Source organism: Acidovorax sp. Root217 (assembly GCF_001428645.1).
GTDB lineage: Bacteria > Pseudomonadota > Gammaproteobacteria > Burkholderiales > Burkholderiaceae_C > Acidovorax.
In genome coordinates this window covers 160,877-173,509 of sequence record NZ_LMIH01000016.1, presented here as the reverse complement: position 1 = coordinate 173,509, position 12,633 = coordinate 160,877, and the positions used below count along the sequence as shown (strand labels likewise).

Annotated in this window: 12 protein-coding genes; 7 read left to right on the top strand and 5 right to left on the bottom strand. The window is 68.3% G+C overall.

Features of this window, described 5'->3' with window-relative positions; translation table 11 throughout:
- Nucleotides 1–112: 112 nt before the first annotated feature.
- Both ASE31_RS17580 and ASE31_RS17575 read right to left on the bottom strand, forming a co-directional pair.
- Nucleotides 113–1,084, bottom strand: coding sequence for an MBL fold metallo-hydrolase (locus ASE31_RS17580; RefSeq protein WP_057203109.1), 972 nt, complete (start codon nt 1,082–1,084; stop codon nt 113–115).
- Nucleotides 1,085–1,116: 32 nt separating this feature from the next.
- Complete coding sequence (locus ASE31_RS17575; RefSeq protein ID WP_082604223.1) at nt 1,117–1,977, bottom strand: ABC transporter substrate-binding protein; 861 nt, start codon at nt 1,975–1,977, stop codon at nt 1,117–1,119.
- Between the two features lie 185 nt (nt 1,978–2,162).
- On the opposite strand from ASE31_RS17575, the gene ASE31_RS17570 reads away from it, so the two are divergent.
- From ASE31_RS17570 to ASE31_RS17540, 7 genes are all read left to right on the top strand, one after another.
- Nucleotides 2,163–3,353: a CaiB/BaiF CoA-transferase family protein gene (locus tag ASE31_RS17570; RefSeq protein ID WP_057203107.1), complete on the top strand. Its 1,191-nt coding sequence runs from the start codon at nt 2,163–2,165 to the stop codon at nt 3,351–3,353.
- Entirely contained in the window at nt 3,353–4,162 is an 810-nt protein-coding gene (locus ASE31_RS17565) for an enoyl-CoA hydratase (protein WP_057203106.1), read from the top strand. Before ASE31_RS17570 ends, ASE31_RS17565 begins: the two co-directional genes overlap by 1 nt.
- A gap of 25 nt (nt 4,163–4,187) precedes the next feature.
- Nucleotides 4,188–5,183, top strand: a complete 996-nt coding sequence (locus ASE31_RS17560) for a zinc-binding dehydrogenase (protein ID WP_082604222.1) — start codon at nt 4,188–4,190, stop codon at nt 5,181–5,183.
- Between the two features lie 31 nt (nt 5,184–5,214).
- Entirely contained in the window at nt 5,215–6,192 is a 978-nt protein-coding gene (locus ASE31_RS17555; protein ID WP_057203105.1) for a tripartite tricarboxylate transporter substrate binding protein, read from the top strand.
- Between the two features lie 41 nt (nt 6,193–6,233).
- Nucleotides 6,234–6,899, top strand: a complete 666-nt coding sequence (locus tag ASE31_RS17550; protein ID WP_007857476.1) for a GntR family transcriptional regulator — start codon at nt 6,234–6,236, stop codon at nt 6,897–6,899.
- A gap of 177 nt (nt 6,900–7,076) precedes the next feature.
- A complete protein-coding gene (locus ASE31_RS17545) occupies nt 7,077–8,057 on the top strand; it encodes a tripartite tricarboxylate transporter substrate binding protein (RefSeq protein WP_057203264.1) in 981 nt (326 codons plus the stop codon).
- Between the two features lie 102 nt (nt 8,058–8,159).
- On the top strand, nt 8,160–9,533 hold the full coding sequence (locus ASE31_RS17540; protein WP_057203104.1) for an MmgE/PrpD family protein: 1,374 nt from the start codon (nt 8,160–8,162) through the stop codon (nt 9,531–9,533).
- Nucleotides 9,534–9,557: 24 nt separating this feature from the next.
- Here ASE31_RS17540 and ASE31_RS17535 read toward each other — a convergent pair whose 3' ends face one another.
- From ASE31_RS17535 to ASE31_RS17525, 3 genes are read right to left on the bottom strand one after another with little or no spacing between them, the layout of a single operon-like run.
- Nucleotides 9,558–10,304 (bottom strand): GntR family transcriptional regulator, encoded by a 747-nt coding sequence (locus ASE31_RS17535; RefSeq protein ID WP_057203103.1) that lies wholly within the window; start codon nt 10,302–10,304, stop codon nt 9,558–9,560.
- A gap of 16 nt (nt 10,305–10,320) precedes the next feature.
- Nucleotides 10,321–11,007 (bottom strand): cysteine hydrolase family protein, encoded by a 687-nt coding sequence (locus tag ASE31_RS17530; protein ID WP_057203102.1) that lies wholly within the window; start codon nt 11,005–11,007, stop codon nt 10,321–10,323.
- Nucleotides 11,004–12,620: an ABC transporter ATP-binding protein gene (locus ASE31_RS17525; RefSeq protein WP_057203101.1), complete on the bottom strand. Its 1,617-nt coding sequence runs from the start codon at nt 12,618–12,620 to the stop codon at nt 11,004–11,006. The genes ASE31_RS17530 and ASE31_RS17525 overlap by 4 nt, the downstream gene beginning before the upstream one ends.
- Nucleotides 12,621–12,633 lie beyond the last annotated feature (13 nt).

The window sequence follows — 12,633 nt, the reverse complement described above, 5'->3', positions numbered from 1 at the left end:
CAGGGGTAGAGCACTGCATTCACACTGCAGGGGTCGCAAGTTCGAAACTTGCATCTCCCACCAATTCGAAACCCTTGCAGATTGCGGTCTGCAAGGGTTTTTTCGTTTCGGTTCAGTTATTCGTCTTGCCGCAGCCCGCCGCGCAGTTGCCGGCCGCCGTGAACTCCATGGTTCGGCCAGACAGCGGCACGATGACCGGTACGCGCGAGGCCTTGATGAAGGCCTCGGTCTTGCTGCCGGGCCGCACCACGCCATCCACCGTGCCGACCTCGTTGACGTGAGACGCGATCACGGATGCCGGCTTGACCAGGTCGTTGATAACGTAGGCGGCCTCCGCAGGGCCGGTGCTGAAACCGTCGCCGATGTTCATCACCGCCAGCTTGGCCTTGTAGTAGTCGCGCACCACGCGTTCCTGGTCGGCGGTGATGCCGGTGTCGCCCGACAGGTAGGCCACCAGCCCGTTGCTGAAGGTCAGCACATAGCCGGTTGCCAGGCCGACGTCGCCGGCAATGCCGGCCGCCTTCATCGCATCGCCCAACTGGCCGCCGATGTAGTCCGGGTCCACGCCGTTGCTGTGCACGGCCGTCACCGTGGCGATGCGCACGCCCCCCACCGTGACACTGCCGCCGAAGCGAGCCAGCATCGAGTTGGCCGGGTCGCCGCCATTGGCCTTGAGCTTGGCCGCGAAGAAGGGCGGCATCTCGCTGCCGGTCACAATCTTGGACTTCTTGGCCAGCGCGATGTTCACCGCGCTGGAGTTGGGCAGGGCCGAGACCGACATGTCGGGGCTGGCACAGGTCCCGGAATTGGGTGCCTTGTTGTGCGCATTGCCGATGTGGTCGCCGTGCATGTGGCTCACCAGGATGATGTCGATCTTGCCCAGGCGCGGGTCATTGGCACCGGCTACCGTGCGGCCCGGGTCGTACAGCACGCGTGTGCCGTTGGGGTCCTCGAAGACCAGGGCCCGGTCCTGCGGGCACAGCTCACCCTCGATGCCTCCCAAGGGCGTCACCTTCACGGTCTGGGCCTGGGCCGAAAGGGTGGTGGCCAGCAAGAGGGCGGCGGCATAACATGTCAGGCGCATGGGATCTCCTTGAAAGTGGGGATGGGAAAGGGTCAGCGCTGCGGCGCCGGGTCGGCGACGGCAGCGCCCTCGATGCCATGGCGCTTGAGCGCCGCGGCGACAAAGCCGCTGGCCTTCATGCGTTCCACGAAGGCATGCAGCGTGGCCCGCGCCAGCGGTGGGCGGCTGGCCGGCACACCCATGGCCTGCTCGATCACCATGAAGCGGCCGGGCAGCAGCCGCACGCCGGGCACGCGCTGCGCATCGGCCTCCAGCTGCTGGCGCACACCGGCCGCAACGTCGAGCTTGCGCGAGATGAATTCGTCGACCACCTGGGGCGAGGTCGGAGCCCGCACCAGTGTGGCCTGCTTGATCTCGCGGGTGAGGAACAGGTCGTAGGCACTGCCCTTGCCGACCACCACCGTGGTGCCCGGCCGGTCGACCTGGGCGTTGGCCGCCAGCGGCGAATCGGCGCGCACCAGGTAGGCGCCCTCGATCACCACATAGGCCGCAGTGAACGACACGCCTTCACCGCGCACCGGGTCGATGGCGAAGAAGCCGACGTCGGCCGCACCCGCACGCACCACCTCCACCGACTTGCCGGCCGCATCCACGGCCTTGAGCTCCACCGGAACACCGAGTTGCCGCCCGAGCTCCTGCGCCAGATCGACGGATACGCCCTTGAGCGCACCCGTTGCCGCATCGCGCGAGGCGAGCACCGGGTTGCCCAGGTTGATTGAGGCCCGCAGCGTCCCGTCCGGCGCCAGTGCCCGGATGGCTTCCGCCGACATGGGCGGGGAGGACGGCGACCCGGTGGGCGCCGGGGTGGCGCAGCCCCCCAACAGGGCTGCGAACAGCAGCGGCGCAAGGCTTTGCGGTACGGGGAGACGGGCGAGCGGGCTGGGCAGAGGCAAGGCAGTGCTCCTTCTTTGGTCGGATGGCGATGGGCCGCCGGGTTGGCGCACACATGGCCGACGGATTGTGTCGCCGGGCATGAAAACGGAAAACAATGGATAACCCTAAGTCAACTAAAACATCAAAAGTGTTGACAGTCTAGCGGCTTGGTGAAAACAATTGACCCTCTTGTTATGGAATTGCAATGCCCCATTTGCCCGCATCTGCTGCGCTATCGCGCTTTCGCGTCATTGACCTGACCCAGGTCCGCGCCGGACCCACCGCCTGCCGCCAACTGGCCGACTGGGGCGCCGATGTGGTGCAGGTGCAGATGCCCGAGCACATGCGCGGTGATGACACGCTGGGTGGCCAGGATGGATCCGACTACCAATACACCCACCGCAACAAGCGTTCGATCACGCTCAACCTCAAGGAGGAGGAGGGCATCGCCACGCTCAAGCGCCTGATCGCCACTGCGGACGTGGTGGTGGAGAACTTCCGGCCGGACGTGAAGTACCGCCTGGGCATCGACTACGACAGCCTGGCCAAAGACCATCCCGGCCTCATCTATGCCAGCATCTCGGGTTTTGGCCAGACCGGGCCGCTGGCGCAGCGCCCGGGGTTCGATCAGATCGCGCAGGGCATGGGCGGCCTGATGTCGGTGACCGGCCTGCCCGGCGAAGGGCCGATCCGCGTGGGCATCCCCATCGCCGATCTGTGTGCCGGCATCTTTGCGGCCCAGGGCATCCTGGTGGCGCTGCTCGAACGCGGAGCGTCGGGCAAGGGGCAGTGGCTGCACACCTCGTTGCTCGAATCCATGGTCTACATGCTCGATTTCCAGACTTCCCGCTTTCTCATCGATGGCGAGGTGGCGACGCAGGCCGGCAATTTCCACCCGACCAGCATTCCCACCGGGGTCTACAAGGCCCGCGACGGCTACATGAATATCGCCGTCTTCGGCTCCAAGATCTGGGAGCGCTTTTGCAACATCCTCGGTGCGCCAGAGTGGATCGCGGACCCGCGCTACCACGACAAGCCCTCGCGCTCGGTCAACCGCGACACCCTCAACGCCGAGATCAACCTGCGCCTGGCCGCGCAGGACCGCGCACACTGGGTCGAGAAGTTCAATGAGGGCGGCGTGGCCTGCGGCCTGATCAGCGACATGCGCGAGGTGTTCGCCGAGCCGCAGATCGATCACCTGGGCATGGTCAAGGAGGTGGTGTCCGAGCGCCTGGGGCCGCAGCGGCTGGTGGGACAACCGGTGCAGCTCGAACGCACCCCCAGCACCATCGTGCGCGCCGCGCCGCGCCGGGGCCAGCACACCGAGGAGGTGCTGCAGGAACTGGGGCTCTCGGCAGAGCACATCGCCCAGATGAAGGAACAGGGAGTTTTCTGATGTCCGAACCCCTCTATGAATCCGGCACCGAGCGGGTGCTTTCCTGGCTCGACGGCAATGCGCTGCACGTGCAGTTCAACAACCTGGCACGGCACAACGCCCTGTCCGTCGACATGTGGGAGGCCGTGCCCCGGCTGCTGAACGTAGCGCAGGGCGACGACCGCGTGCGCCTGGTGGTGTTCTCGGGCGCGGGCGACAAGGCCTTCGTGTCCGGGGCGGACATTTCGCAGTTCGAGGACATGCGGGCGGCCCGCGAGGCCGTGGCGCGCTACGAGGCCATGGCCGAAGAGGCGCTCATGGCCATCCATGACTTTCCCAAGCCCACCCTGGCCAGCATTCGAGGCTACTGCATCGGCGGCGGCGTGAACGTGGCCATCAGCTGCGACATCCGCATTGCGGCCGACGATGCGGTGTTCTCCGTGCCGGCGGCCCGCCTGGGCCTGGGCTACCGCTACTCGGCCATGAAGAACCTGGTCGACCTCGTGGGCCCGGGCGTCGCCAAGGATCTGTTCTTCACCGCCCGCCGCATCGACGCGGCCGAAGCCAAGGCCGTGGGCTTGGTCACCCGCACGGCCCCTGTCGAAGCCCTGGCCGCGCTGCTGGCCGAATACACCGGCACCATCGGCCAAAACGCGCCGCTGACCATCGCCGCCGGCAAGGCCATCACGCGCGAGATCCTCAAGCCCTCGACGGACATCGACCTGCCGCTGTGCACATCGCTGATCCAAGGGTGCTTTCAGAGTACCGACTACACCGAGGGCCGCACGGCCTTCATGGAAAAGCGCAAGCCGGTCTTCACCGGCCGCTGAATCCCTCACCATAAGGAACCGACCCATGGGCCCGAAACAGATGCAGTCCTACTGGATGCAGCAAAACGACGACTCATCGCTGCTGGAGCAGCGCAGCGTGCCGGTGCCCACACCGGGCGCGCAGCAACTGCTGGTGCGTGTGCGTGCCGCATCGCTCAACCGCGGTGAGTTTGTTGCCGGCCATGGGCTGCACGGCGCTCCCGGCAGCTGGAAGGCCATTGGCGGCGAATGTTCGGGCGAGGTGGTAGCGCTGGGGGAAGGCACCACCGGCTTTGCCATCGGCGACCGCAGCATGGGCCGCTGTGCGGGGGCCTTCGCGGAGTACGCGCTGATCGATGCCGCCGAGGCGATGCACGTGCCGGCCGCCCTGTCGTGGGAGGAGGCGGGCAGCATTCCGCTGACCTTTCTCGTTTCCTACGACATGCTGGTATTGCAGGGCGGGCTCGAAGCAGGCCAGTGGGTGCTGATCAACGGCGTGTCGTCCGGCGTGGGCGTCGCCTCGCTGCAGCTGGCCAAGGCGCTGGGGGCCCAGGTCATCGGTACCTCCGGCTCAAGGGAAAAGCTCGAACTTCTGGCTTCTCTCGGCCTCGACCTGGGCATTCCCACCCGGGCCCCGGATTTCTCTGGACAGGTGCTTGAAGCGACCGCAGGCAAAGGTGTCAACCTCGCCATCAACACGGTGGGCGGTACGGTCTTCGCGGAGAGCATCCGCTGCCTGGCCTTCGAGGGCAAGTTGGCAACCGTGGGCTACGTGGATGGCGTGGTGCATGGGGACATCGACCTCGGCGCGCTGCATGCCAGGCGCCTGACCGTCTTCGGCGTATCGAACAAGCTGCGCAGCAAGGCACAGAAATCCGCCGCGGTTCCGCGCTTCGTGGCCGAGGTGCTGCCCTTGTTCGCCAGCGGCCGCATCCGCCCCCGGATCGACGAGGTGGTGGACTTCGCCCACCTGGCGCAGGCCAAGGCGCGCATGGAAGCGGGCGCGCATGCCGGAAAGATCGTTCTGCGCATGCCCACGTAGCCCCCGCAACGGTACACCAGGAGACAAATCAATGAACCACAACAAGCTGCTGTTGGCGATGGCCCTCGTGGCCTGCGCCACCAGCGCCATCGGCCAGTCCACGCCGGCCAATTACCCCACCAAGCCGATCCGGCTGGTGGTGGGCTTTGCGCCCGGCGGCGCGGCCGACTATGTGGCCCGGGCGATGGGCGACGCCTTCTCCAAGGAGCTTGGCCAGCCCGTCGTCATCGACAACAAGCCGGGCAATGGATCGAGCATCGCGGCGGACATCGTGGCCAAGTCGTCGCCCGACGGCTACACCCTGCTCATTGCCAGCCCCAGCAGCATCTCCGTCAACCCGGCTCTCAATCCCAAGCTGACCTACACCGCCCGAGATCTGGCGCCGGTCACCCGCATCACGACCTCGCCGCTGGTGCTGGCGGTCCATCCCGCCACCGGCATCAATTCGGTGCAGGACCTGATCAAGGCGGCGCAGAAGGACCCGGGCAAGCTCAACTATTCCACGTCGGGCAATGGCTCGGCCCCGCACCTGGGTGCGGCGCTGTTCAGCCAGGTGACGAAGACCGAGATGACCCACGTGCCCTACCGGGGCGGCAGCCTGGCGATCCAGTCCGTCATGGCCGGCGACACCCAGGTCACGTTCGGCACCTCGCCGTCGGTGCTGCCCATGACCAGCAGCGGCAAGCTGCGCGCTCTGGCGGTGAGCACCCGGGAGCGCTCGCCGCTTGTGCCGCAGTTGCCGGGCATGCGCGAAGCCGGGTTGCCGGATTACGACCTCGAGTTCTGGTACGGCATGTTCCTGCCGGCCAACACGCCCGCGCCCATCCTGCAAAAGGTGTTCGCGGCCACCGTGGCGGCCATGCAGAAGCCGTCGGTCAAGGCTGCGCTCGCCCGCGACGGGACCGAAGTGTCCCTGTCCGGCTCGCCGGCGGACTTCGGCCGGTTCCTCGAAGAGGACGGCAAGTTCTGGGTCGGCCTGGTCAAGAGCGCCAATGTGAAGGTCGAATGAGCGCACGGTCTCCGCAACGGGCGCAGGTACGATCCACCCCCATGACGACATCCCCTTCGGTCCCCCGCGGCGCAGGCCTTTCGAACTCCATCGTGGAGCAGCTCAAGCAGCTGATCTACACGGGGGAGTTCAAGCCGGGCGACCGCCTCAACGAGGCGGCGCTGGCCCTGCGCATGGGCACCAGCCGCGGCCCCATCCGCGAAGCCGTGCGGGTGCTGGCCGGGCTGGGCATCGTCACCGCAGTTCCGAACAAAGGCGTGTACGTGCGCCAGCTCACGCTGCGCGAAGCGCTGGAACTGTACGAACTGCGCGCCCTGGTGTTCGGCTATGCGGCCGAGCGCGCATGCGACCACATGACCGAAGAACACCGCCAGCGCTGCGAGGCGCTGCTGGCGGGCATGGACCAGGCCTGCGAGGCAGGGGAGGGCACCGTCTACTACGAGCTCAACCTGCAGTTCCACGCGCTGATCATGCAGCTGTCGAACAACCGGCGTGCGCAGCAGGCCTATGACGACTATGTCAAGGAGTTGCACCTGGTGCGGCGCCGCTACTTCAATGCGCCGGGCAACATGCGGCGCTCCAACGTCGAGCACCGCGCGATCTTCGACGCCATCGCGGCCAACAACGCCGCGCGGGCCCGCGCCGCTGCCGAGCGCCATGTGCAGGCGGGGCGCGTGCGGCTGATGGCCTTCTTCGAAGACAGCTGATGGAGCCAGGTGCCTGGCGCGCCACGCGGCGTGCCAGGGCCTCTGGTGGATGGAAAGAAAAGGTGCTGCCTGTTCGGGCACCTCGGCGACGCACGGGCTGAGGGCACAGCCTCCCCGCGATGGCAGTCTGCCCTGCAAGGCCGCCACGCAGAACCACCACAGGAGACAGACATGAGCATGCAACGACGGCGCATTCTGCAGGCGGCCCCTGCCTTGATCGTCCCGGCCGGGCTGGGCTGGCAGGCCGCGCGGGCACAGGCCTACCCGGACAAGCCCATCCGCTACATCGTGCCCGTGGCGGCCGGTGGCGGCAGCGACCTGATCGGCCGCACCGTCACCGAGCGCTGGGGCCGCTCGCTCGGGCAGCAGTTCGTGGTGGAGAACGTCGGCGGTGGCGGCGGCGTCATCGCCTGCCAGAACACGGCGCGCGCGCCCGCCGACGGCTACACGCTGATGCAGGGCTACGTCGCCACCCACGGCACCAGCCCTGCCACGCGCAAGCTGCCGTACGACCCGGTCAAGGACTTCACGGCCATCGGCATGATCGGCGCCACCCCGAACGTGCTGATCGTGGATGCCAACCTGCCGGTGAAGGACTTCAAGGGCTTCGTCGACTACCTCAAGGACAACCGCGGCAAGGTGAGCTACGGCTCGGCAGGTGCCGGCTCGCTCACCCACCTGACCATGGAGCTGCTGACCCAGCAGCTCGGCACGCCGCTGACCCACGTGCCCTACCGCGGCGTGGCGCCCGCCATCACCGACGTGATCGGTGGCCAGACGCAGGCCTGCTTTCCGGGCCTGGCCGCCGCACTGCCGCACCTGCGCTCGGGCCGGGTGCGGGCCATCGCCGTCACCGGGCTGGCGCGGGCGCAGCAGATCAAGGACATTCCCACCTTCGAGGAACTGGGCTTGAAGAACCTGGATGCCGTGCAGTGGTACGGCGTGGTCGGCCCCGCAGGCCTGCCCCCGGCCATCGTCGCCCGGCTCAACGAGACCCTGGGCGCCGTGCTGCGCGCCCCCGAAATGCTCGACAAGCTGGCTGGCGAGGCCGTGGAGCCATCGCCCATGGGATCCGCAGAGTTCACCGCCTACATCCGCAACGACGTGGCGCGCTGGACGGCCCTGGCCAGGGAACGCAAGATTTCGCTGGACGCATGAGCAGCGCTTCCGGCTGCGACTGCCTGCGGGAACCCGGCTTATGCCGCTGAGTGCCTGGCGCACCGGCCCCGTTTTTTCATCCAATCCCAAGTCACACATACCATGGCACGCAATACCCAGGTCGCCGCCGACCACAACGCCCCTCCCATCACCCGCATCCTGGCCGAGTACGTCGCGCAGCATCCCTCGCGCGGCTGGAGCGACGCCGTGGAACACGAAGCGCACCGCACCTTCCTGAACTGGCTGGGCTGCGCCATCGGTGCTGCGCGCCACGAAACCGCCGACATGGCGCTGGCCGCCATCGCCGTGCTGCAGCCCGCGCCCCAGGCCACGGTGGCCGGGCGCAGCGAGCGCGTGGACATCGCCAGCGCGGCGCTGGTCAACGGCATCACCTCGCACACCTTCGACTTCGACGATACGCACCTCAAGACCATCATCCACCCGGCAGGCCCGGTGGCTTCTGCGGCGTTTGCGCTGGCAGAGCACACCGGTGCCAGCGGCCGCCAGCTGATCGACGCACTGGTGCTCGGCATCGACGTGGCCTGCCGCGTGGGCAACACCATCTACCCGGACCACTACGACCGCGGCTGGCACATCACCGGCTCCACCGGCATGCTGGGGGCCGCTGCGGCCTGTGCCCGCCTGCTGGGGCTGGACGTGCGCCAGACCCAGATGGCCCTGGGCATCGCCGCCTCCCAGCCCGTGGGCCTGCGCGAGCAGTTCGGCACCATGACCAAGCCGTTCCACCCAGGCGCCGCAGCGCGCGCGGGCCTGATGTCGGCGCTGCTGGCGCAGCAGGGCTTCACCGCCAGCGCGCGGGCGCTGGAGGCACCGCGCGGCTTCGTGCAGGTGATCTCGCCCAAGGCCACCTGGTCGGAAGTGACCGACGAACTGGGCCAGCGCTTCGAGATCTCGTTCAACGCCTACAAGCCGTTTGCCTGCGGCATCGTGATCCACCCCAGCATCGACGCCTGCGTGCAGTTGCGCGCCCAGGGCGTGCGGGCAGCCGACGTTGAACGCATCGAGCTGAGCGTGCATTCGCTGGTGCTGGAGCTCACCGGCAAGAAGGAGCCGGCCGACGGCCTGGCTGCCAAGTTCAGCGTATACCACGGCTGCGCGGCCGGGCTGCTCTTCGGCAAGGCCGGCGAGGGCGAGTACGACGACGCCATCGTCAACCGTGAGGACGTGGTGGCGCTGCGCCGCAAGGTGCTGGCCACCGTGGACGACTCCATCGACGAGGCTGCGGCGGACGTGACGGCGGTGCTGCGGGATGGCCGCCGCGTGCATGTGCGCGTCGACCATGCCATTGGCTCGCTGCAGCGGCCCATGACCGATGGTGACCTCGAAGCCAAATTCAATGAGCTGGCCGCTGCCGTCATCGGCGCGCAGCGCTCGGTTCAGTTGATCGCTTCGTGCTGGCAGCTCGGCCATCTGGCGGATGTGCGCGGGCTGGCGCAGAGCGCCCGGCCGGCATAGGCCGGGCGGACGCCGCAGGCCCGTCTAACCTGCGGCGAGCGGGGCGTTGCGCGCCATGTGCACCTGGTGCAGCGTGATCTTGCGCACCTCGGCCTGGCTGGTCTGGATGTGGGCGCGCAGCAGCATGGCGGCCTGGTCGCCGCGGTGCGCGCGGATGGCCTTGAGGATGGTGGCGTGTTCGTCGTAGGTGGCATCGATGCGCGCCTGCTGCGTGAAGTCGAGCCGGCGGATGATGCGGATGCGCTCGGTCACGTCGCGGTGCACGCGCGTCATCTCGGCATTGCCGGCGGCGCGCACCAGCGCGCAGTGGAAGGCCTCGTCCCAGGCCGCCACCTGCAGGGTGTCGGTGCTGCGCTGGTCCGGCGGCACGAGCCAGATGGTGTTGAGCTCGTCGAGCAACCGGTGGTCGACCTGGATGGACTTGAGCGCCCCTGTGCCTTCGTCGCACAGGCGGTGCACGGCGGTGGTCTCCAGCACCATGCGCAGGTCGTAGAGCTGCTCAAACTGGTCGAAGTCGAAGGGCAGCACGCGCCAGCCGCTGCGAAACAGCACCTCCACGTACCCCTCCTGCTGCAGCCGCACCAGGGCCTGGCGCACGGGCGTGCGCGAGACGCCCAGGCGTTCGCAGATCTCGTTCTCGGTGAAGCGGTCGCCCGGCACCAGCTTGAACTCGCCCACGTCGCGCTTGAGCTGGGCGTACACATCGTCGGCGCGCGAGCTGCGCACCGGCTTGGGCTTGGAAGGAGGGGAGGCGGGGCGGGGGGTCTGCACAAGGCGACTTTAGCAACTACGGGGCCAGTACCGCGTCGGCCAATGCCGACAGCAGCGCGGCCGATGGCGCGGTCCACCCGACGATGGCGCCCTGGGCGCGCAGCATCTCGATGGCAGCTGCCTTGAAATGGGGGAAATAGCTCTCGGTGCAGTCTTCGAGCAGCAGGCCATCATACCCGCGGTCATTCGCCTCGCGCATGCTGGTCTGCACGCAGACCTCGGTGGTCACGCCCATGAAGACCAGGTGGGTGATGCCGCGCGCCTGCAGCGTTTCGTGCAGCCCCGTGGCGTAGAACATGCCCTTGCCAGGCTTGTCGACCACGATTTCGCCATCGACCGGGGCCAGCGCGGGGATGATCTGGTTGCCTGGCTCGCCCGCTACCAGGATGCGGCCCATGGGCCCCGCGTCGCCGATGCGCAGCTGCGGGTTGCCGCGCAGGCGCTTGGCGGGCGGGCAGTCGGAGAGGTCGGGCCGGTGCGATTCGCGCGTGTGCACCACCAGGCCGCCCGCAGTGCGCCAGGCGCTCAGCACAGCCTGGCAGGCCGGCACGATGGCTTCGAGCAGGGACACATCGTTGCCCAGCGTCTCGCCAAAGCCGCCGGGCTCGATGAAGTCGCGCTGCATGTCGATGATCACCAGCGCGGTGTGCGCCAGCGCGAAGCGAAAGGCGAAAGGGTTGGCGTGGATGGTCGTCAGGCTCATGCCGCTTCCTGGTGGGGTGTGTGATCGTGCCCGCCGCCCATGTAGGCGCCCAGCACATGGCGCTCGGCGATGGCGGCCGGGGTCTCGTGGACGATGCGGCCTTCGCTCATGACGACGATGCGGTCCGCCAGCTCCAGCAATTCGTCCAGGTCTTCGCTGATGAGCAGCACGGCGCCGCCGCGCTCGCGTACGCCGAGGATGCGGCTGTGGATCTCGGCCACGGCGGCGAAGTCCAGGCCGAACACCGGGTTGGCGGCGATCAGCACATTGATCTCGCCCGCCAGCTCGCGCGCCAGCACCGCGCGCTGCACGTTGCCGCCCGACAGGCTGCGGATGGGCGCGCCCTCGCCCTGGGTCTTGACGCCGTAGCCGGCGATCCACTCGCGCGCCCGGCTGCGCCAGGCCGAAAAACGCAGCACGCCGCCCCGCGACAGCGGCGGCTGGTCGAAGTCGCGCAGGGCCATGTTCTCGGCCACCGAGAGGTCGCCCACGCAGGCATTGCGCAGCGGCTCCTCGGGCAGGCTGCGCACCTTGAGCTCACGGTTCTGTGCGCGGGTGGCCGTGTAGTCCCGGCCCAGCACCTGCACCCGGCCCGTCAGGCGCGGGCGCTGGCCCACCAGCGCCTCGACCAGTTCGCGCTGGCCGTTGCCCGAGACGCCGGCCACGCCCAGCACCTCGCCCTTGCGCACCGACAGCGCGAGGCCATGCAGGGCGAGGGTGCCACGGTCGCCCAGGGCCTGCAGGCCTTCCACCTGCAGCGCCACCTCGCCGGGCGGCACGGGTTCAGTCGCTGCCGGCGCCGCCCCTGGTACGGGAGCGTCCTGCCTTTGCGTGGGAGCGCCTGGCGGCGCAGCGCTGTCTCCCATCATGGCCTGGGCCAGCGCCTGCGGGCCGGTGTCGGAAACCCGGCAGTGGTGCACGGCCTGGCCACGGCGCAGCACGGTCACCGCGTCGGCATAGGCCATCACCTCGCGGAACTTGTGGGTGATGATGACCACGCTGCACTGGCCGCTGCGCGCAAAGGCTCGCACATGGCCCAGCACCTCGTCAGCCTCCTGCGGGGTCAGCACCGAGGTGGGTTCGTCCAGGATCAACAGGCGCGGGCGCAGGTACAGCTGCTTGAGCAGCTCGAGCTTCTGCTTTTCGCCGGCGGCCAGCTCCGAGGGGCGTGCGTCCAGTTCCAGCTGGAAGGGCGTGGTGGCCAGGAAGGCCTGCAGTTCGGCGCGCTTGGCGCGCCAGTCGATCAGTGCGGGGGTCTGGCCGCCGGCCAGCAGCAGGTTCTCGGCCACCGTCATGCCCGGGGCCAGCGTGAAGTGCTGGTAGACCATGCCGATGCCCAGGCTGCGTGCGACGATGGGGTTGGCGATGGCCTGCTCGCGCCCGTCCAGCAGGATGGCGCCTTCCTCGGCCCTCTGGAAGCCCGCCACGCACTTGACCAGGGTGCTCTTGCCCGCGCCGTTCTCGCCCAGCAGGGCGTGCACGCTGCCGGGCTCCACGCGCATGTTCACGCGGTCCATGGCGGTGAAGCTGCCAAAGCGCTTGGTCAGGTTCCAGGTCTCCAGCGCCAATGCACCTTTGCCTGTGGGCAGTGCGCCTATGGGTTGTTCGGACATGGGAGCTTCCTTT